At 61.6% G+C, this 20,302-nt stretch carries 17 protein-coding genes and 1 riboswitch; of the genes, 7 read left to right on the top strand and 10 right to left on the bottom strand.

The annotated features are described in order from the left end of the window. Positions 1-129 precede the first annotated feature (129 nt). Positions 130-2,043, bottom strand: coding sequence for a TonB-dependent receptor domain-containing protein (locus tag QQL64_RS01050; RefSeq protein ID WP_284395165.1), 1,914 nt, complete (start codon positions 2,041-2,043; stop codon positions 130-132). Positions 2,044-2,180: 137 nt separating this feature from the next. After that, positions 2,181-2,411: riboswitch (cobalamin riboswitch) on the bottom strand. Between the two features lie 34 nt (positions 2,412-2,445). Next, the gene (locus tag QQL64_RS01045) at positions 2,446-3,198 is read right to left on the bottom strand and encodes a GntR family transcriptional regulator (protein ID WP_284395164.1); all 753 of its coding nucleotides are present in this window, start codon (positions 3,196-3,198) and stop codon (positions 2,446-2,448) included. A gap of 193 nt (positions 3,199-3,391) precedes the next feature. Between QQL64_RS01045 and zwf the strand changes: the two genes are divergently transcribed. The 7 genes from zwf (at position 3,392) to QQL64_RS01010 (ending at position 11,747) form a co-directional block, all read left to right on the top strand. Then, positions 3,392-4,879 carry a glucose-6-phosphate dehydrogenase gene (gene zwf, locus QQL64_RS01040; RefSeq protein WP_284395163.1) on the top strand — a complete coding sequence of 496 codons (1,488 nt, stop codon included), beginning with the start codon at positions 3,392-3,394 and terminating at the stop codon, positions 4,877-4,879. After that, the gene (gene pgl / locus QQL64_RS01035) at positions 4,879-5,574 is read left to right on the top strand and encodes a 6-phosphogluconolactonase (RefSeq protein WP_284395162.1); all 696 of its coding nucleotides are present in this window, start codon (positions 4,879-4,881) and stop codon (positions 5,572-5,574) included. The genes zwf and pgl overlap by 1 nt, the downstream gene beginning before the upstream one ends. Positions 5,575-5,664: 90 nt before the next feature. Next, positions 5,665-7,476 (top strand): phosphogluconate dehydratase, encoded by a 1,812-nt coding sequence (edd, locus tag QQL64_RS01030; RefSeq protein ID WP_284395161.1) that lies wholly within the window; start codon positions 5,665-5,667, stop codon positions 7,474-7,476. 23 nt (positions 7,477-7,499) lie between these two features. Then, the gene (locus QQL64_RS01025) at positions 7,500-8,156 is read left to right on the top strand and encodes a bifunctional 4-hydroxy-2-oxoglutarate aldolase/2-dehydro-3-deoxy-phosphogluconate aldolase (RefSeq protein WP_284395160.1); all 657 of its coding nucleotides are present in this window, start codon (positions 7,500-7,502) and stop codon (positions 8,154-8,156) included. Beyond that, positions 8,149-9,600 carry an alkaline phosphatase family protein gene (locus QQL64_RS01020; protein ID WP_284395159.1) on the top strand — a complete coding sequence of 484 codons (1,452 nt, stop codon included), beginning with the start codon at positions 8,149-8,151 and terminating at the stop codon, positions 9,598-9,600. Before QQL64_RS01025 ends, QQL64_RS01020 begins: the two co-directional genes overlap by 8 nt. Positions 9,601-9,732: 132 nt before the next feature. Next, a complete protein-coding gene (locus QQL64_RS01015; RefSeq protein ID WP_284395158.1) occupies positions 9,733-11,313 on the top strand; it encodes a S10 family peptidase in 1,581 nt (526 codons plus the stop codon). Positions 11,314-11,375: 62 nt separating this feature from the next. After that, on the top strand, positions 11,376-11,747 hold the full coding sequence (locus tag QQL64_RS01010; RefSeq protein ID WP_284395157.1) for a nuclear transport factor 2 family protein: 372 nt from the start codon (positions 11,376-11,378) through the stop codon (positions 11,745-11,747). Between the two features lies 1 nt (position 11,748). Here the strand turns inward: QQL64_RS01010 and QQL64_RS01005 are convergent, their stop codons facing one another. The 8 genes from QQL64_RS01005 to QQL64_RS00970 form a co-directional block, all read right to left on the bottom strand. Further along, positions 11,749-12,270, bottom strand: coding sequence for a dihydrofolate reductase family protein (locus QQL64_RS01005; protein ID WP_284395156.1), 522 nt, complete (start codon positions 12,268-12,270; stop codon positions 11,749-11,751). A gap of 88 nt (positions 12,271-12,358) precedes the next feature. Further along, positions 12,359-13,108 carry a methyltransferase family protein gene (locus QQL64_RS01000; RefSeq protein ID WP_284395155.1) on the bottom strand — a complete coding sequence of 250 codons (750 nt, stop codon included), beginning with the start codon at positions 13,106-13,108 and terminating at the stop codon, positions 12,359-12,361. Positions 13,109-13,170: 62 nt separating this feature from the next. Beyond that, positions 13,171-13,602, bottom strand: a complete 432-nt coding sequence (locus QQL64_RS00995; RefSeq protein WP_284395154.1) for an LIC_13387 family protein — start codon at positions 13,600-13,602, stop codon at positions 13,171-13,173. Between the two features lie 80 nt (positions 13,603-13,682). Further along, positions 13,683-14,165, bottom strand: a complete 483-nt coding sequence (locus tag QQL64_RS00990; RefSeq protein WP_284395153.1) for a GNAT family N-acetyltransferase — start codon at positions 14,163-14,165, stop codon at positions 13,683-13,685. A gap of 52 nt (positions 14,166-14,217) precedes the next feature. Continuing rightward, entirely contained in the window at positions 14,218-14,442 is a 225-nt protein-coding gene (locus QQL64_RS00985) for a GDCCVxC domain-containing (seleno)protein (protein WP_284395152.1), read from the bottom strand. Positions 14,443-14,503: 61 nt separating this feature from the next. Beyond that, positions 14,504-14,884 (bottom strand): VOC family protein, encoded by a 381-nt coding sequence (locus QQL64_RS00980; RefSeq protein ID WP_284395151.1) that lies wholly within the window; start codon positions 14,882-14,884, stop codon positions 14,504-14,506. Positions 14,885-14,891: 7 nt separating this feature from the next. Continuing rightward, the gene (locus QQL64_RS00975; RefSeq protein WP_284395150.1) at positions 14,892-15,242 is read right to left on the bottom strand and encodes a VOC family protein; all 351 of its coding nucleotides are present in this window, start codon (positions 15,240-15,242) and stop codon (positions 14,892-14,894) included. 488 nt (positions 15,243-15,730) lie between these two features. Further along, positions 15,731-20,266 carry a DEAD/DEAH box helicase gene (locus QQL64_RS00970; protein WP_284395311.1) on the bottom strand — a complete coding sequence of 1,512 codons (4,536 nt, stop codon included), beginning with the start codon at positions 20,264-20,266 and terminating at the stop codon, positions 15,731-15,733. Positions 20,267-20,302 lie beyond the last annotated feature (36 nt).

Raw genomic sequence — 20,302 nt, 5'->3', positions numbered from 1 at the left:
GCCTTGTGGGGCTATCCCCGCGAATGTGCCTGAAGTCCGGCCGTGCCGGAAGACATGGAGCGGATTTTCCTATCGAGGTGATTTCCCGTCGTCCCGGCTTTCGCCGGGACGACGGGTTGAAGTCTTGCCTTAGCGATTGGCCGGGCTATAGCGCAGCGTCAGGTACCAGGTACGCCCCAGCTGGTTGAAGTAATAGGCCGTTTCGTAGTTGTGATCGAACGCGTTCGCCAGCCGCGCCTCGACGCGCCAAGCCGGCGCAAAGGCATAGCTGGCACGCAGATCGGTGGTGGCGTAACCGCCCATGCGGTACACATTGGCGGTGTCGTCATAGCGCGCGCCAGAAGCGAAGAACGTGGCGCCCACCGCGAACTTGCCGAAGCTGCGATCCACATCCACACGCGCCGTTTGTTTGGCACGTCGCGGCAGCAGCTTGCCGTTGTCGGGGCCGCCGTCATCGTTCTTCGGCTGCAGCAAGGTCAGGTAGCTCTGCACCCGCCAGTCGTCCAGATTGAAACCGAACTGACCTTCGATACCGCGAATCAGCGCGCGGCTGAGGTTCATCGGCACGAAGGCGGTATTCAGCGTAATCAGGTTGGAGATGCGGGTCTGGTATGCATTGACGCCCCAGTTCCAGCCGGTCAGCTGTTGCGTAAGTCCGATTTCGGCGCTGCGGGACGTTTCCGGCCGCAGGTCGGGGTTGGCCGTGGGCACACCGCCGAACGCCGGGAAGTACAGGTCGTCGAACGTCGGCGCGTGAAACGCGCTGCCATAACTCGCCGATAGCACCAGACCCTGGTCGAAGTGGTAACCCCACGCGGCAGCGCCGGTGTTGTGGTTGCCGAACTGGTCGTTGTGGTCATGGCGTGCCGACAGCTGCACTTCGTTCTGACCGAATGTGCCCTGGTATTGCGCAAACGTGCCGGTGTCGCCGCGAGTGGTCTCCTGGAAACCCGTGTCGCTGAAAATATGCTCTTGCTGATAATCGACACCGACACTCAGTAACTGGTTGGTGCTGAGCGTGATGTCGTTTTGCCACGACGCTTGGTTGCGGCGCGAATCGAAATAGCCGGTCGCCATGCGTGGGTAGTACGTACCGACATACGTGCCTTGATAAAAGGTGACATCGTCGTCCCTGCTCTGCCCGGCGTTCAACGTCACTTTCCAGATATCCAGCGGCGCGAAACTCAACCGCGCGCCGGCCACCTCTTGTTCTTCGATCGCATCGTTGCCGCCAAACGGACTGCCGGCGTATTCCACATCGCTCTTGCTGCGCAGCCAGTCAAAGGCCAGTTCGGTGCCGTTGTCCCAGCGGTAGCCAAAGTTGGCGAAGCCGTTCCAGTTGCGATACGCGTCATTGCGCGGATCATCCACGAAGCAGCCCACGCCGAGCTCTGCCGCACCCAAGCGACAGGCAGGAATGCCGCTGGTGTACTCGCCGCCCAGGCTGGCGTTGTACCAAAGGTGCGCATCGCCGCCGGAAATACCGGCCTGACTGTTGATATAGCCGTGGCTACCGCTCGTCACACTGAGCGAAGGCGCGATGCCGCCATTGGGCTGACCGTGACGCGTGAAGATCTGGATCACGCCGCCGATCGCATCGGCACCATAAAGACTGGAGCGCGGACCGCGCACGATCTCGATACGGTCGATCGCCTCCACCGGAATCTGTTCCAGCGCCGGCAGGCCGATACTCACCGAACCGATGCGCACGCCGTCGATCATCACCAGCGTATGCGTGGCGTTCGTACCGCGCACATACAGCCCAGTCAGCTGCCCGATACCGCCGCTCTGCGTGATCGACACGCCAGGCAGGCCGGTAAGCAAATCCACCAGTGACGTCGGTTGCAAACGATCGATATCTTCGCGCGTGATCACGGTCACCGAGGACAAGGAATTGTCCTCGGTGATCGCGGTACGCGTCGCGGTGACGATCACCGGCTCCAGCGTGCTGCTTTGATTGGTCGCAACGGTCTGGGCGTATGAGGCTGTAGTGGCCAATCCAAGGCTGAGCAGCGCGGCTGCCAGCGATGTTTTCTTCAACATGATGTCGGTTCCCCTGCCGCACGGCCCCGCGCGGCGTAGATAAATAAGCCGGCGACCATGCAATGCAAGAGGAACGGAATAGCGGGCGGGCGACAAAGGCCAAAGCACGCGATCCGAGCCTCGCCCGCCGCGAGTCGCCAGAACCATCGAATCAGGCCGGTCTCCGGACTCGCGAGTGGCATGCACGAAACGCATACCGTCGAACGATGCCTTCCCATGCGTTCAGCACAGTGGCGTGTAACCGTTCGTAAAACGCTCGCTTACCGTTGCGGGGGCAGCGCCGGCCTTGCTGTGCGAAACAGCGCACCGGCTTCCCGTTTCATCCCTTTTGGATAGACCTAAGGGACACCCGAAACGCGTGAACTGTAGCTGGTGGGGGCCTTCGGGGGCAAACGACGGGGGTCAGTCCGTCTGCAGTTCTGCCACGAAATCGTAGATATCGCCGCGATACCACGACGTAGTGAACTCCACCACGCGGCCATCATCGAGAAAGCCGCGGCGTTCGATGTGCAAACCCGCACTGCCGGTAGTCACGTGCAGCAGGCGGGCTTGCCGTGCCCCTAGCAGTACCGCGCGCAGACGTTGCAATGCACGGACGGGCCGGCAGTTGTGATGTTCCAGCGCTTCATAGAGCGAGTCGTGCACTTCGTGCGGATCGGGCAGCACGCTGGCGGGCACGACGCTGCGCTCGATCGCCAACGGTTCGTCTTCCGCGTAACGCACGCGATGTAGGCGCACGACGAGCACGCCGGGCGACAGGTTCAGCGCCATCGATTCTTCCGGCGTCACCTCGCCCACGCTGCGCTCGAAGAATTCCGAGCGCGGATGCAGGCCGCGGGCGCGCAGGTCTTCGGTAAAGCTGGTCAGCCGCGACATCGGTTTGACGATGCGTTCGGCGACGAAGGTGCCCGCGCCGTGGCGCTGGGTCAGCAGACCTTCCTCGACCAGGCCGGCAATGGCTTTGCGCACGGTCACGCGCGACAGGCCCAGCGCTTGCGATAAATCCCGCTCGCTCGGCAGGGTTTGACCCGGCTCGATGTCACGATGTTGGATCACATTGCGAATAGCCCGGCGCAGCCGCAGGTAGGCCAGCGGCTGGTGGGTGGTCGTATCGCGGCTAAGGCGCCGGTATTCGTCGGCCAGGGCATTTTGCATAGGTAGCGCACCATACCAATGCCGAACCACTTGTACAACAGGGGCTTGCGCCCAAGTCCCGGCCCCTTAGGAAAATTTTGCATACGATTGCACTGCACAAAGGACTGGTATTGCCTGGTATGTCATTGGTACGATCCAGATTCCCCCGGCGGCCGCACCCCCGTGGCCAGCCAGCATCAGTAAGAGGTGAGTTGTGACTGCACCTGCTCAACCGGTCGATACCTTCGATCTGGTGATTTTCGGCGGCACTGGCGATCTGGCCGTGCGCAAATTGCTCCCTGCCCTGTTCCATCGCTTCGTTGACGGCCAGATCCAGGCCGGCAGCCGCATCATTGGTGTGGCGCGCGAGGCGCTGGACGACGACGGTTATCGCGCGCAGATTCGCTCCGCGCTCAACGGTGCCGCCGACTCCCAGCCGGCCAAGCTCGATGCGTTCCTCAAGCTGGTGGGCTATCGCCCGCTGGACGCGCGCAAGGACGACGGCTGGGACGACTTCGCCAAGCTGATGGCCGAACAGCCCGACAACGTGCGCGTGTTCTATCTCTCCACGTCGCCGGAGTTGTTCGTCGACATCTGCCAGCGCCTGGGCCACTACGGCCTCAACAAGGGCGAGTCGCGCGTGGTGCTGGAAAAGCCGATCGGCCACGATCTGGCGAGCGCCAACCGCATCAATGACGACGTCGGCAGTGTGTTCGCGGAATCGCAGACCTTCCGCATCGATCACTACCTCGGCAAGGAAACCGTGCAGAACCTGCTGGCGCTGCGCTTCGGCAACGCCCTGTTCGAGCCGCTGTGGAATGCGGGACATATCGATCACGTGCAGATCACCGTCGCCGAAACGCTGGGCGTGGGCCGACGCGGTCCGTATTACGACCATGCGGGCGCGCTGCGCGACATGGTGCAGAACCATCTGTTGCAGCTGCTCTGTATGGTGGCCATGGAGCCGCCTGCATCGCTTTCGCCCAATGCGGTGCGCGACGAAAAGCTGAAAGTGCTGCACGCACTCAAGACCATCGACGACAGCAACGCCGCACAGCTCACCGTGCGCGGCCAATACCGCGCCGGTGTGGCCGAAGGGCAGAGCGTGCCGGGCTACATCGAGGACTTGAACAACGACAGCAAGACGAAAGTCCAGAAATCGAACACCGAAACCTTCGTCGCGCTGAAAGCCGAGATCGGCAACTGGCGATGGGCGGGCGTGCCGTTCTATCTGCGCACCGGCAAGCGACTGGCCGAACGGGTGTCGGAAATCGTGGTGGCCTTCAAGCCCGTGCCGCACTCGATTTTCAGCGCCTCTGCAGGTCCGCTGGCGCAAAATCGCCTGGTGTTGAGATTGCAGCCGGACGAAGGCGTCAAGCTATGGCTCACCATCAAGCACCCTGGGCCGGGCGGCTTGCGTCTGCGCCACGTGCCGTTGGATATGAGTTTTGCCGAGGCGTTCGGCGCACAACAATCGGATGCCTACGAGCGTCTGCTGCTCGATGTAGTGCGCGGCAACCCCACCCTGTTCATGCGCCGCGATGAAGTCGAAGCGGCATGGCGCTGGGCCGATCCGATCCTGGCCGCCTGGGCCGCCGGCGGTGAAGCGCCACGTCCATATACGGCTGGAACATGGGGCCCGAGTTCGGCGGTCGCGTTGATCGAACGCGACGGGCGCACCTGGGATGAGGACAACGAGTAGTGGCTGCACCATCATCCATCCACGCCTTCGAGGACGGCCATGCATTGGCTGCGTCGCTAGCCGTACGTATCGCCGAGGATCTGCGCGCGGCGATCGAAGCGCGTGGCGAGGCGTCGATCGCAGTATCGGGTGGCAGCACGCCCAAGCGTCTGTTCGAGCGTCTTTCGCATGAAACGCTGGATTGGTCGCGCGTCACGGTGACTCTGGTCGACGAACGCTGGGTGCCGGATACCGACGAGCGTTCCAACGCGCGCATGGTTGAAGCACTGTTGCTGCGACACAACGCGGCCGATGCGGAATTCGTGCCGCTGTATGTGGAAGCGGCCACGCCGGAAGCGGGCATCGGCGAAGTGCGCGCGCGTGTAGCGGCGATGAGGTTGCCGCTCGATGTGGTCGTACTCGGCATGGGTCCGGACGGTCACACCGCATCGTTCTTTCCTGGGGGCGACCGTCTTGCCGAAGCGCTGGATATCGCCAATACCGCGCAGGTCGTACCAATGCGCGCACCGGGCGCCGGCGAACCGCGCATCACCTTCACCTTGCCGGTGCTGTTGCAGGCACGCTCCTTGTATTTGCACATCGAAGGGCCCGATAAGCGCGTCGTGCTGGAGCAGGCCGAGCAAGCCGGTAGCCCACTGCCCATCGCCAGTGTGCTGCGTCGCGCGCAGCATTTGGAAATCTACTGGTGCCCGTGATGGAGGCTTTCCGCCCGCTCTTTTCAATCCTGCAAACGTGCCGGATTTCTTGATCGATCGCGCATCCGTTCGTGCGATCTGGAGTTGAACATGAGTTTGCATCCCGTTGTAGCCGAAGTCACCGAGCGCGTGCGCGAGCGCAGCCGCGACACACGCGGCGCCTATCTCGACCGTATCCATGATGCGTCCGTCGAAGGCACGCATCGTGCACGTCTTTCTTGCGGCAATCTCGCTCATGGATTCGCCGCCTGCGGCACGCAGGACAAAGCCGCGCTGCGCGAAGGCCATACGCCGAATATCGGCATCGTCACGGCTTACAACGACATGCTTTCTGCGCATCAGCCGTATGAGCGCTATCCCACCTTCATCCGTGAGGTCGCGCGCGATGCGGGTTTCACCGCGCAGGTAGCCGGCGGTGTGCCGGCGATGTGCGATGGTGTCACGCAAGGTCGCTCCGGCATGGAGCTGTCGTTGTTCTCGCGCGACCTGATCGCCATGGCTACCGCGGTGGCGTTGTCGCACGACATGTTCGACGGCGCGCTGTATTTGGGCATCTGCGACAAGATCGTGCCGGGCCTGCTGATTGGCGCGCTGAGCTTCGGCCATCTGCCTGGCATATTCGTGCCGAGCGGTCCCATGCCCAGCGGCATCAGCAACGAACAGAAATCCAAAGTGCGCCAGGCCTACGCGGAAGGCAAAGCCAACCGCGCCGAATTGCTGGAAGCCGAAGCGGGTTCCTATCACGCGCCCGGCACCTGCACCTTCTACGGCACCGCCAACTCCAACCAGATGCTGATGGAGATCATGGGCCTGCACTTGCCCGGCGCCAGCTTCGTCGCGCCCGACACGCCGTTGCGCGACGCGCTCACCGCGGAAGCGGTACGTCGCTGCGCAGCGCTGGGCAAGCGGGGCGAAAACCTGCCCATCGGTCACATCATCGACGAGCGCGCCATTATCAACGGCGTGATCGGTCTGCATGCTACTGGCGGTTCCACCAATCACTTGTTGCACTTGGTAGCGATCGCGCAGGCGGCCGGCATTGCGTTGCGCTGGGAAGATTTCGACGCGTTGTCGTCGGTGATACCGCTGCTTGCGCGCGTTTATCCCAATGGCTATGCCGACGTGAACCAGTTCCACGAAGCCGGCGGCATGGCATTCCTGATCGATCAACTGTTGAGCGCGGGCCTGTTGCATGGCGATGCGCTCACTATCGCCGGCACGAATCTGGCGGGCTACACGAAAGTGCCCACGCTCGCCGAATCCGGTGAGCTGATGTGGACGCCGGTGCTGAAGGAAAGCGGCAACCGCGGTGTGCTGCGCGGCGTCAGCGAGCCGTTCCGCGCCGACGGCGGTTTGCGCATGGTGCACGGAAATATCGGCCGCGCCGTGATCAAAGTGTCCTCGGTGCCGGATGACCGCCTGGTGATCGAAGCGCCTGCGGTGGTATTTCATGATCAGGACGAGATCAAGCGCGCATTCGACCGTGGTGAACTCAACCGCGACTTCATCGCCGTCGTGCGTTTCCAGGGCCCGCGTGCCATCGGCATGCCGGAACTGCACAAGCTCACACCCACGCTGGCCGTGTTGCAGGATCGTGGCCATCGCATCGCATTGGTGACCGACGGCCGCATGTCCGGTGCCAGCGGACGCGTGCCCGCGGCGATTCACGTCACACCAGAGGCGGACGACGGTGGTCCCATTGCAAAAATCCGCGACGGCGACATCATCCGTCTCGATGCCGAGCACGGAAAGCTCGATGTCTTGGTCGATGCCGCTGAATTCGCCGCACGCACGCCAGCCATCGAAGATCTTTCGAAACACCAGCACGGCATGGGCCGCGAACTGTTCGGTATGTTCCGCCGCAACGCCATGGCCGCCGATCTCGGCGCCGGTGTGCTGTGATCGCCACATCACGAGGAAGCTTGATGAACATCGAAGAAAAGCAGCGACACGTCGAAGCCACCATGCGCCTGGCACCGGTGATTCCGGTGGTCATCATCGATGACGCGAAACACGCCGTGCCGATGGCGCGCGCACTGGTAGCTGGCGGTATTCCCGCGATCGAGGTGACTTTGCGTACCGCGGCCGCACTCGATGCGATTCGCGCGATCGCTGCTGAAGTGGAAGGCGCCGTGGTCGGCGTCGGCACCGTACTCACGGCGAAAGATTTTCATGCCGCCGAGCAAGCCGGTGCGCGCTTTGCGGTCTCGCCGGGCGTATCGCCGAACCTGCTTGCAGCGGCAGACGACAGCGCATTGCCCCTGCTGCCGGGTGTTGCGACCGCGAGTGAAGCGATGAATCTGCTCGAACGCGGTTATCGCCATCTGAAATTTTTCCCCGCTGTACCGGCAGGTGGCGCGAAATTGCTGGGTGCCTGGGCCAGTCCGCTTCCGCAACTGCGCTTCTGCCCCACCGGCGGCATTACGCTCTCGAGCGCGCCGGATTTCCTCGCGTTGCCCAACGTGCTCTGCGTCGGTGGCTCATGGCTAACGCCGAACGACAAGCTCAACAGCGGCGATTGGGCAGGTATTGAACAGCTGGCGCGTGAGGCCGCGCATCTGCGCGGCGTGAAGGGTGGCTAGGACGTTGATCGATTTCGCGCGTCAGCTCGTTGCTGCAGCCTTTATCGTTACAGCGCTGTTGATCGGTGACGCAGCCGGGCATGACACATCCGACGCCGCCAGCGAAACTACTCACACTGCTGATGTTCGCAGTGCAACGTCGCTCCCAACGAATGATGGCACGGCCGCCACCAGTGGGCCGATCGTCGTGCTCATCACGATCGATGGATTCCCGGCGCGCGCGCTTCAGGATCCGCGATTGCCGATGCCCACGTTGCGCATGCTGGAGGCCAACGGCGCGCACGCCGAAGCGATGCAGCCGATCAACCCCACGGTGACCTGGCCGAACCACACGGCGCTGATCACCGGCGTCAACGCCAGTGGGCATCACGTGATGGCCAACGGGCTCATCACCGCACCTTCCGATGGCAGCGCGCTCGAAGTGAAGCCTTGGGTGCCCAAGGACGAACTCGTGCACGCGCGCACGCTGTACGACGCCCTCGCTGAAAAAGGCATGTCGACCGGACAAGTGGATTGGGTCGCGATCTACGGCGCGAATCACATCCGCTGGTCATTCGCCGAACGGCCCGACGTCGAGAGCCCGATCGCGCGGGACCTGGTGGCGCAGGGGCTCGTCACGCAGAACGACATCGCCACGTTTGGCAGCAACGACAGCCCGGCATGGCGAGACCAGATCTGGACCGATGCCGCGATCGATATCCTGACCCGGCATACGCCCAATCTGTTGCTGTTCCATCTGCTCCAGACCGACACGCTTCAACACGAATACGGCGCACTTTCACCGGCCGCCTATGCCGCTTTTGCTGCCGCCGATGCGTCTATCGCACGGCTGATCGACGCCGCGCGCGCTGCAGGGCTGCTCGATCGCATCACGTTTATCATTGCTTCCGATCACGGCTTCGCGAGCTACACGCATACGATTCGTCCCAACGTTGCCCTGGTGCAACAAGGACTACTGCGAATGCAGGGCGGTAGTTTCAAAGGCAAGGTGTGGTTTCTACCCGAAGGTGGCGAAGCCTCCTTGTTCATTCGCGATAAGGCCATGCGCGCAGCGCTGGTGCCGAAGCTGAAAGCCTACTTCGAGCGCGTGCCCGGCATTGCCCATGTCTATACCAACGAGGAGTCGCAACAGTTCGGCATTCCTTCGCTGAAGGCGACGGACCAGGCATCCGATGTGTACCTGGTCGCCAAGCCGGGCTACGCCTTTATAGACGGCACGGACGCGCCCATGATGCGCGACATCGCCCCAGCGCGGGGTGCGCACGGTTATCTCAATACCAACGCCGACATGGAGGCGCTCTTCATCGCTTCCGGTGCGCATATTCGCCGCGGTGTCGATCTCGGTGCCATCACCAACCTGCGCGTGGCGCCCACCATCGCCAAGATCCTCGACGTCTCCTTGCCGGACGCAAAGCAGGCACCGCTTACGGAAGCGTTGAAGTAGCGCTATCGAGTCTCCTTTTCTGGTCGCCGGCATCGAGGCTATAGCCGTGACTTCTGGGGTGTGAAACCCACCTACCATCTGCCTAAGCTGGGCGGTCGGCGCCTTGCGCCAGTCCCCGGGGAACGTCCGTCCATGCGCAAGCTTCCGCTCGCTATAGCCCTTGCCGTAATGCTGCTCGGCAACGCCGCCGCCGCCGACAAGAAAGACAAAACACCGCCGGACGAAGCAAAACCCGAAGCTGCGCTGTTGAAGCCGCAGGCCTCCACCAGCGAAGGCTCGGTTTCCGTCGAAGGCAAGCGCATCGCATACAAGGCCGTCGCCGGCACCATCGTGCTGCATGGCAAAGACGACAAAGAGAACGACCCCACCGTCAGCATGTTCTATGTCGCCTATTTCAAGAAAAGCGACGATGCAACCAAACGCCCCATTACCTTCATCTACAACGGTGGTCCGGGCTCAGCCACGGTGTGGCTGCACATGGGCGCGTTCGGTCCGCGCCGCGTGATCACCAAGGACGACAGCCACACGCCCGCAGCGCCTTACCAGCTCGTCAACAATGACTACAGCTTGTTAGACGCCTCCGACCTCGTCTTCATCGACGCGCCGGGTGCGGGTTTCAGCCGCCTGATTGCCAACGAATCGGACGCAAGCAAGCGCGAAGAGCAGATGAAGGATCGCCGCAAGGAAATCTACGGCGTCGACGGCGACGGGCACGCCTTCGCACAATTCATCACCCAGTTCCTGTCGCGCTACGGCCGCTGGAATTCGCCGAAATACCTGTTCGGCGAAAGCTACGGCACCACTCGCTCTGCCGTGGTGGCCAACGATCTGGAAAACGAAAACAGCGTCGATCTCAACGGCGTGATCTTGCTGTCGCAGATTCTCAACTTCGACACCAGCATCGACGGCCCCGACCAGAACCCCGGTGTCGACCTGCCCTACGAACTGGCGCTGCCCACCTACGCCGCCACGGCGTACTACCACCACAAGCTGCCACAGGCGCCGGCGGACCTGGAGCCTTTCTTGCAGGAAGTGGAACAGTTCGCGCTAGGCGATTACGCACAAGCGCTGATGGCCGGTTCGCGCCTCGATGACGCGCGCAAGCAAGCCGTTGCGGAAAAGCTGCATCAATACACCGGCCTACCGGTGGCTTATCTGATCAAAGCCAACCTGCGTGTCACCGGCGGCATGTTCGAGCACGAACTGCTGGGCGACACCAACGACACCACCGGCCGCCTGGATACGCGTTTCGCCGGCCCGTCGCTCGACCCGCTAAGCAAGGAAGCCGAATACGATCCGCAATCCTCATCGATCAGCTCCGCCTATATCGCCGCCTTCAACGACTATGTGCGCAAAGATCTCAAGTTCGGTCAGGAGCAGAATTACCGCGAATTCGCAGACATCAAGGAGTGGGACTTCAAGCACAACAACCACGACGGTGCCGTCAACGTGATGCCCGACCTGGCAATGGCCATGAAGACCAATCCGAATCTCAAGATTCTGCTCAACGGTGGCTACTACGATCTCGCCACCCCGTTCTACGCCGCCGACTACGAAATGCACCACATGCCCGTCCAGCCGGCGTTGATGAACAACGTCAGCTATGCCTGGTACCCGTCGGGCCACATGGTGTACGCGCACGAAGAGTCGCTGAAACTGCTGCACGACAACGTGGCGCGCTTCATCGAGCAGACCGATAACGTAAAACGCTGAGCGCAGCGACGTGTCCACGGGGAGGTTATGCTTGTCATACCTCCCCCGTGGCGAAGACCCTTATGCGTGCCCTGATCGACCGCTACATCGACGCTTACAACCGCATGGACGTCGCCGCCATGCTGACAACGATGCATCGCGAGGTCATCTTCGAAAACTACGCCGGTGGCACGCTGACCGTTCGCACCATAGGCATCGACGAACTTCGCCATCTGGCTGAGAGCTCGCGACATCTGTTTTCAGCACGCCGCCAAACCATTACCGGTTATAGCGAGGCAGTTGGCACAGCCCATGTGCAGATTCTGTTCGAAGGCACGTTCGCCATCGATCTTCCCAATGGCGTGCGGGCGGGGCAAAGCATCGTGATGAACGGTCGCAGCGAATTCCGGGAGCGCGACGGTTTGCTGATCCATATCGCCGATCACAGCGATTAGTTCAGACGATCACTTCATACTCGCTTTGCACAAGCCCGCTGGCGTATTGGCGCGTTCCAATATGTTTAAGCACGATGTCGCGCGCCGTTGCGCCAAAGAGTGGAATCCCGGTGCCAATGAGCACCGGTACGCGGGTGATAATCAGTCGCTGAATAAGTCCCGCTTCTAAAAACCCTTGAATGGTGATGCCACCATCCACGTAGATGTGTCGAATGCCTCGGGCTGCAAGCGCCGATGCGATGTCTTTCGGTGCTCCTGACATACGCTCCATGACAGCGCCAGCAGGCGGCGGCGCAAGCGCATGACTGCTGAGTACAAACACGGGCTTTTCCCCGTAGGGCCACGCATCAAAGCCCAGCACGGTCTCATAGGTCTTGCGGCCGATGACCAACGCATCTACCGATGCCATGAAAGCGTCATAGCCATGCGGTTCGCCTCCGCCCGGCGGCAGAAAGTCGAGGGCGCCATCGGCTCTGGCCATAAACCCGTCGACGCTGATTCCGACAAACACGGATGCTTTCATCGCACGGTCTCCTCAACGCGCATGCCGACGCATGAGCAACGCAGGGTACGCGCTACTAAGCGAAAGAATGGTTATGCCGATAGATCAATCAGAGAACGCCCGGAACCAGCCACCAGCTGCGCTTCTTATACGCGGCCCACTCCGGGTACCGCGACATGCTGGCTTCCTTCATGACCATGTTCACGGCGAACAGCCCCAGCCAAACCCAGGCCAGCACCAACACTGGCAGCCAATGCCAAACCATCAATGCAAAGCTGCCGTAGATCATCATTTCACCCAGATAATTCGGGTGGCGGATGTAACGATGCATGCCATCCGTGATCAGGCCACGCTTCACCCGCAGGGTGAAATACTTCTGCGCATCGGCAGCGATCATGATCACGCTGCCAAGCATGCATAGGCTGATGCAAAGGCAATACCACGCGTAGTCCGGCAATGGGTAATGCGGCTGCACGGTGCGCGAAATCAGCAGCCAGCCAAACACCCAGTACCAGCCGAGCACACCCACAAAGGCGTTGATACCGCCACCGATCGTGACCTTTTTCTGCCAGCCCGGATCGGGAAACGCGACGTCCTTGAGAATCCACACCAGACCATAGCTACCGTGCATGGCGAGATAGATCCAGGCTGCGGTGGAGGTGTTGTGGTAATACCAAATGAGCAGGCCGAGGAAGAAAAACGTACCGGCCTTCTGAAAATTGATCACCCAGGCCAACGTCCACGGCCGCGGTCCACCAAGGAAATCGCCGACCAGGTAGTCGGTAAACCGGCGCATCGTTGCCGCCCAGACCGGTGCTGGTGTCGGTACGGCTGGAATACCTGAAGAAGTGGCGTTCACGGAGGACCCCCTATGAATCGTGCGTCGCTGACGTTGGTCAGGCGACAGCATATCCCGCATTGCTACATGCCGGCATCACGCCGCCATGCCGACAAACATGCCAATGCAAGGCAAATACACATGGCAACGGTCAGAACGATCGGGACCACAAAAAAATATCTCAACGTAATCGCGCCCATAGCAAGATAGGAAACGAAGAACGTGACAATCAGCGGGCGAACGCGCTTCGCGTCCGATCTGGCCAGGCTGGCCATCTGCCAAAGCACAATGGCCTGTGTGAACAGGTAAACGCTAATGCTCACGCCGAAGCCAACGTAGAAATCCCAGTAGCTTCGGTCCGTGCCCATCACCGGGAAATGAAGAGATTTCATCGATGCGAGGAGGGCGCTCTCCGGTGCGTCGGTAGCGGGTGTCCATGGCACACCCATTGTATGGCCGATAGCAAACAAGAAGGCGATGGCGGATGCAATGCGAAGGAAAGTAGATGCTTTCATCGATCTCCCCCAAGTTGATGGATGCTGTCTAACACTTGAGCAAAGTCGCGCCACAAGATGGCATCGGCTTCTACGAATTGTCAGGTGGCCAGCTTGAGTGAATAAAAGCGAGTGCCGGGCAAATGTGCGCTGTTGTACGGTGGAATCTCAACGAATCCGAGCTGCCGATAAAGCGCTTGCGCCGATGCCATGCTGGGAAGCGTATCCAGGCGAAGCTCATGGTACCCGGCTTGTTGAGCGGCTTGAATCACGGCCTCGACCAGCTGCTTGCCCAAACCCAGGCCGCGATGAGCCGCACGGATGTACAAACGCTTCATTTCGGCGATGTCGCTATCAAGAGGTCGCATGGCGACGCAACCTGCTACCTCTGTACCGATAAACGCGATAAGTAGCGCGCCTCGTGATGGCACATAGGGTGCGGGCAGCCTCGCGAGCTCCGCCGAAAAGCCCTGGTATTCAAGATCTGTGGCGATGGCAGTGGCGTACTCATCGAAGAGTTGCCTAGCGATAGCGACAAGTTCCGGGCTGTCCGCTTGCCGCAACACAATGTCTGAAACGGTCATGGTGCCCAACGCCTGAGTTAAGCGGCGCAGACGCGCCCGCTTGGACAATTAGTTAGCCGCAACAACCCGCTGTCGAACCTGCAGCCTGGACCGGAGGGCACTTGATGCTGCCATAAGAACAAAACACACAGCAGTGACCGACCAGTGGGCTAAGCAGTTCTTTGCAATGCTCACACTCGTAAAAATAGATACACGCGTCGGTAGGCATCGTTTCGGTCTTGCAGTGACCGCAGACCGGACAAGTAAGCGTTGAGGAAAGAACGATGGCTTCTTGCATGAGTGAACACCGTACTTCCAAATGAACAGGCGTTGATCCTACCAATCCGCCACAACAGACGTTAGTCCCAACGGTTGGCATTCTTGGGGAATCCCGGACGCTGTACTCGAACCACACAGAACCGTTGCCCCGTGGGCGCCTGCATCACGACCCAACGCTCTAGGCGATTCACTACACGAGCACCTAACTTCTCCAAGCGGGCCACCTCGGCCGGGATGTCATCGGTCTCGATATCTATATGAACCCTGCTCTCGTGTTCAACGCGCTGAATTTGAACGATAGCTTCGTCCTCTGGCGTATCCAGCATCCGGTAATTGCCGCGAGTACCCGGATGGTCGACGTCGATCGCGCGCCCCAATGCGTCGGCCCAGAAGCTGGCGGCCTTGTCGATATCGGGCGTGTTGCAATCGATGAGTACTGCGCAAAGGCGGGAGTAATGCATAGCTTTCTCAGTTCAAGCCCAAGGCCGTAGGGTGCTTCGGCTGATAAAGCCCGACCTCGCCTCCACCCGGAAGCCGAATCTTCGTGATCGAACCCCATCGTGCCTCCTGCACTTCGGAGCATTCGACATTCTTTCTTGTAAGTGACGCTATTTCGGCTTTCAGATCGTCGCACATGAGATAAAGCTCATGCACGTCATTCTCATCGGACGGGTGCACTGCGACTTCCGCCGGCGGCAGCGCAAAGATCAGCCAGCCATGACCGGCGTCTACGGATTTGAACCCCAGGACATCTCGCAAAAACGCCCGATCCGCATCGGCGTTCTTGCTATAGACAATGACATGAGCACCAAGAATCATTTTTTGCCCTCTTCAGACAGTCCGTGCCGAATATTCTTGTGCGGAAGGAAGCGGCGACTTCATACGAATGCTCCAGTTACAGATGGAGAAAGTAGACGGGCGCAAGCGCGGCGAGGACAGCGATAACTTGAAGCGCCAATACTGGCAAAGCAGACCGCGGAGTCCGCGGTAGCCATCTGATTGCGAAGTACGCGACTAATGGTATCTGCCCGGCGACGAGCAACTGCCAAAGATGAGCAGCAGCACCCTCGTCGACGTCGTGGGGAACACCGAATAGAGCGACGTCACCAAGCACCACGACAATGGCGGCGATTGACATTGCTAGCGGGAGAAACGCGCTTGGCAGTTTGATCGTGGCTGGGAAGTTCATTTAGTGACCTCCGCTAGTTAAGGCCTAAATAAAGTGGCGCGCGGTGCACGAACTGCTATGCCGCACCCGGGACGCCACGATGGGGCCTGTCGTTGGCGTTTGTCTTACGCACGTCGAACTATCGGCGCACGTAACTTACATCGCTAGTGCCATCCGGTTCCGGACGACGCAGCAAGGCGTTGAACCAGCGTCGCTGTTGGGCGAGATCGCTTTCGATCAACCATTGCGGCTTGTTGGCGACCAGTGCGGCCACGGGTACGCCGTCTTCGTACAGCACGCGCGTTCCGGCCAGCGCGGGCAGTCGATCGCCGGCTAGCACGGTGCCGACCAGGTTCAGGGGATCGCTGCCGCTGAGGCAGATGCGTAGTTGCTCCGGCGGGCGTTGCCGCACGCTGCGCAGTTGGCCGATGGCTTCGGGCAGCGCGAATTGTTCGCCCACCAGGCCATCTACGAAGCGGCCGCCGCGAATTTCGCCCCGTGCTTCCAGTCGGTGATATACGCGCAGCAATTCGCGCCACGATGGTAGCCATGGGGCTTCGCGTTCCAGCAGTTTCCAGAACACCACGCCGTAGCGCCGCAGCAGGGTGCGTGCGATGTGTTCGATGGTGTCCGCCTGCCCTTCGCCCGCCGCTTGTGTGCTGGCGCGCACCATTGACCAGCGTCCTGCGTCTTCGATTTCGCTTAGCGCGTGGCGGCGCGCGCGGCGATGTCGGGGTGATTCGCGTTTGGCGGCGGGTGTAAGCAGCGCGCGCAAGCCGGCGAAGCTGTCGGCGGTCACGCGTCCGGCGGAGACGAGTTCGCCGAGGGCGTCTTCCAGTTCAGTGCGCAGCAGGCGTGCGGCATCGAGCAGTTCGTCGAAGAACAGCGCGCCCTGTGTGGTGAGTGCGTCGACGACGGCTTGTGCGCGCGAAGACAACAGCAGTTCTTGCTCCTGATTGCGATCGGCCATGGACGTCCAGATGCCAAGCTGGCGACGCGGCAGCAGCACGATGGGCGTGGCACGCACCGGGCCGCCGCTGCCGCCACCGCTGCGCAAGCGGTTCCAGCCGATGCGGCCGGCGCGGCAGAGTTCGTCGAGCCAGCGGCTGGAATAGTCCTCAATACGCGCGGCAAGCAGTTCGCTTTCCCAGGCGCCGGCGGCGGCTTCGTAGCCTTCGAGCTGACTGAGCACGGCACCGAGCGCATCGGGGCCGCTCAGTCGGGTGTTGGGTGTGATGTGTTGCCACTCCAGCAGGAAGCGCATCAGGTCGCGCCGACTCACCGGTTCGATTTCGCGGCGCAGGCGACCGATGGTGTAGCGATGAATACGCGCGAGCAGATGACGTTCGCACCATTCGGTGTCGACAGCGTTGGGAGTGAAGCGGCCTTGCATCACATACCCTTCCGATTGCAGGCGGATGAGTGCAAGGTCGATGTCGGCGGTTTCCACGCTGAGTGATGCGGCTAGTGAGGCTACGGTGGCAGGGCCTAGGCCGGTGAGCCGGCTGCGGACCAGTTCGAGCAAGGCGTCTTCGCGTGTCCACGTTTGCGCGGCGAATTCGGCGGGTGCGGCGATGGGTGGCTGCATCGATGCGTTGTCATGCACCGCCTGCCATAACGGCAGTTTTTCGGCGCAGATCCAAATTCCGTTGTCGTGTCCGTCGAGCACGGCTAATGGTACAAAGCATGTGGCGCGGTGCGCGATGGCAAGCTTGTGCAACTGATCCGGCCAGCCGGCGTTGACGTCAGCTTCGCGCGCCGTAACAAAGCCGAGCACATTGAGCGCCTCGTGCATTTCATCCGCGCTACGCACTTCGGGCCATGCTTCGGCACGCACGGCGGCGATCGCTTCAGGATCGAGCTTGGCCAGATCGTCGGTGTCTTCGATACCGTTCCAGTGGCGCGTTTGCACAGCACGTGTGCGGCGCTCTTCCAGCGGTGCGTCGTCGAGGAAGGCATACGGTGCGGCGTTGAGTACTTCGCTGGCGAGCGGACTGGGCGCGGTGAGATCGCGGGCCACCACGGTGATCGCGCCGGATTCCAGCCCTTTCAGAATGTTTAGCAGGCCATCCACGTCCATCGCTTCGCGCAGGCAGTCGTGCATGGTCTGGTTGACCAGCGGGTGATCGGGGATTTGCCGCTCGCCGACGATGTTCTCCTGGCACGCGACCTGATCGGGAAACACAGCCGCGAGCAGGTCTTCGCTTTTCATGCGTTGCAACGGCGCGGGCACTTTCTTACCACCTGCGTAACGCGGCAAGGCCAGCGCGGTGACGGCGTTCCAGCGCCAGCGCACCGGGAACAGCGGAGCATCGAGCAGTGCTTGTATCAGCACGTGTTCCGCGCTGCTGCTGTGCAGGTAACGCGACACTTCTTCCAGTGGGAAGCTGTGACTGGTGGAGAGCGACAGCACGATGGCGTTCTCGGTCGCCGCCGCTTGCAGCTCGAAGTTGAACTGGCGGCAGAAGCGCTTGCGCAGCGCCAAGCCCCAGGCGCGATTGATGCGGCTGCCCCACGGCGTGTGGATCACCAGCTGGGTGCCGCCGGATTCGTCGAAGAAACGCTCGAATACCAGCGTGGATTGCGTGGGCATGACGCCGAGCGCGGCTTTCGCCTTGGCCAGGTATTCCACGATCTGCTGCGAGGCAGATTCGCTTAGCACCAGGGTATCGCGCAGCCAGTCGAAGGCCGCTTGCACGCCGATGGCGTCGATGCGGGCAACAATCTCTTCGCGCAACCGCGAGACGCCCAGCGACAATTCCTTGCTGCGACCGGGCGCTTCGCCCAGCCAGAACGGAATGCTTGGCGGCGCGCCATGCGCATCCTCGACGCGCAGGCGGTCGCGCTCCACGCGCTGGATGCGATAGCTGGTGTTGCCGAGCTGGAAGATATCGCCGGCCATGCTTTCGATCGCGAAGTCTTCATTGACGGTACCGACGATCGTGGCTTGCGGTTCCAGTACCACCAGATAGTCGGCGGTATCGGGAATGGTGCCGCCGGATGTCACGGCAGTGAGTCGCGCGCCGCGACGTGCGCGCAGTTCGTGATGCACGGCATCGCGATGCACATAGGCGGCACGCGCACCGCGCCGCGTGGTGAAACCTTCGGCTAACATGCGCACGATCGCATTGAACTGTTCGCGCGGCAGCGTGCGATAGGGATAGGCGCGACGTATCAGCGCGAATAGCGCATCCTCGTCCCATTCCGCACAAGCCACTTCAGCGACGATCTGCTGGGCCAATACATCGAGTGGTTGCGGCGGCTGAACCAGTGTGTCGAGTTCGCCACGGCGCACACAGTCGAGCAACGCGGCGCATTCGATCAGGTCGTCGCGGCTGGTGGGAAAAAGCCGCGCTTTCGGCGTGCCGATCACCGCGTGCCCGGAGCGGCCGGCACGCTGCAAGAACGCTGCAATGGAGCGTGGCGACGAAAGCTGACAGACCAGATCCACATCGCCGATATCGATGCCCAGCTCCAGCGATGCAGTGGCGATCAGCACCTTCAGATCGCCACGCTTCAAGCGCTGCTCGGCATCCAGCCGCTGCTCCTTCGCCAGACTGCCGTGATGCGCGGCGACGGCTTCATGGCCCAGGCGTTCGGACAGATGCCGTGCTACACGTTCGGCCATGCGTCGTGTGTTGACGAATATGAGCGTGGTGCGGTGTTCTTCTACCAACTGCGTGATGCGGTTGTAGACCAGCTCCCAGGTGTCGTTGGACATCACCGCTTCCAGCGGTACGGGTGGCACTTCGATGGCGAGATCGCGGTTGCGGGTGTGGCCGACGTCGATGATGGTGCAGCCTTGCTCCTTCGCTATAGCCCTCTCCCCTTTGGGGAGAGGGTTGGGTGAGGGGTTGGGGCTCGCGAAGAGGTCTGCTGTCGTGGGGTGCGCTTTGGAAGGAGTTTCTCGCGAGGTTGGCCCCTCACCCCGACCCTCTCCTCGCTCCTCAAAGCCGGGCACATCCATGTGCCCTCCCCGCGTGCCCCGGAGGGGAGAGGGAGCAATACCGGTGCCCTGCCCTACCAGGAATCGCGCGACTTCTTCGATCGGTTTCTGCGTCGCCGAAAGACCGATGCGCAACAACGGCCGCTGACACAAGGCCTCGAGGCGTTCGAGCGTCAGCGACAGATGCGCACCGCGCTTGCTGGCCGCGACCGCGTGAATTTCATCGACGATTACGCTGCGTACGCTTTTAAGCATCTCGCGCCCGGACAGCGAGCCCATCAGCACGTACAGCGATTCCGGCGTGGTGACCAGAATGTGCGGCGGCGCCTTGCGCATCAGGTTGCGCTCGGCTTGCGGCGTGTCGCCGGTGCGCACGGCGGTGCGGATCGGCGCGTCGGGCAGGCCGAGCGTTTGCAGTTCCGTGCGAATGCCTTCCAGCGGCGCTTCGAGATTGATGTGGATGTCGTTCGACAACGCCTTCAGCGGCGACACATACACCACACGCGTTTCGTCCGGCAGCGTGCCGCCGCGCGCGACGCTTTCCTGCACCAGCGCGTCGATGGCGGCGAGGAAGGCAGTCAGCGTTTTGCCTGAGCCGGTCGGCGCGGCCACCAGCGTGTGTTTGCCCGAGCGAATCGCCGGCCATGCGGCGGATTGCGCGGTGGTTGGCGCGGGGAACGTGGCCTCAAACCACGCGGCAACGGCGGGATGGAAATCGTGCAGAGGCATCGTCGATGGCCCGCTTGGGCGCGGGAACGGTTCGTC

Source organism: Dyella lipolytica (assembly GCF_030160075.1).
In the GTDB taxonomy this organism is placed as follows: Bacteria; Pseudomonadota; Gammaproteobacteria; order Xanthomonadales; family Rhodanobacteraceae; genus Dyella_B; species Dyella_B lipolytica.
This window is presented reverse-complemented; position numbering and strand designations above follow the sequence as displayed.

Excerpts from the sequence above, each read along its gene's own strand:
- QQL64_RS01050 (WP_284395165.1), bottom strand. The coding sequence starts at position 2,043 with ATGTTGAAGAAAACATCGCTGGCAGCCGCGCTGCTCAGCCTTGGATTG.
- QQL64_RS01045 (WP_284395164.1), bottom strand. The coding sequence starts at position 3,198 with ATGCAAAATGCCCTGGCCGACGAATACCGGCGCCTTAGCCGCGATACG.
- edd (WP_284395161.1), top strand. The coding sequence starts at position 5,665 with ATGAGTTTGCATCCCGTTGTAGCCGAAGTCACCGAGCGCGTGCGCGAG.
- QQL64_RS01025 (WP_284395160.1), top strand. The coding sequence starts at position 7,500 with ATGAACATCGAAGAAAAGCAGCGACACGTCGAAGCCACCATGCGCCTG.
- QQL64_RS01015 (WP_284395158.1), top strand. The coding sequence starts at position 9,733 with ATGCGCAAGCTTCCGCTCGCTATAGCCCTTGCCGTAATGCTGCTCGGC.
- QQL64_RS01010 (WP_284395157.1), top strand. The coding sequence starts at position 11,376 with ATGCGTGCCCTGATCGACCGCTACATCGACGCTTACAACCGCATGGAC.
- QQL64_RS01005 (WP_284395156.1), bottom strand. The coding sequence starts at position 12,270 with ATGAAAGCATCCGTGTTTGTCGGAATCAGCGTCGACGGGTTTATGGCC.
- QQL64_RS00995 (WP_284395154.1), bottom strand. The coding sequence starts at position 13,602 with ATGAAAGCATCTACTTTCCTTCGCATTGCATCCGCCATCGCCTTCTTG.
- QQL64_RS00990 (WP_284395153.1), bottom strand. The coding sequence starts at position 14,165 with ATGACCGTTTCAGACATTGTGTTGCGGCAAGCGGACAGCCCGGAACTT.
- QQL64_RS00985 (WP_284395152.1), bottom strand. The coding sequence starts at position 14,442 with ATGCAAGAAGCCATCGTTCTTTCCTCAACGCTTACTTGTCCGGTCTGC.
- QQL64_RS00980 (WP_284395151.1), bottom strand. The coding sequence starts at position 14,884 with ATGCATTACTCCCGCCTTTGCGCAGTACTCATCGATTGCAACACGCCC.
- QQL64_RS00975 (WP_284395150.1), bottom strand. The coding sequence starts at position 15,242 with ATGATTCTTGGTGCTCATGTCATTGTCTATAGCAAGAACGCCGATGCG.
- QQL64_RS00970 (WP_284395311.1), bottom strand. The coding sequence starts at position 20,266 with ATGCCTCTGCACGATTTCCATCCCGCCGTTGCCGCGTGGTTTGAGGCC.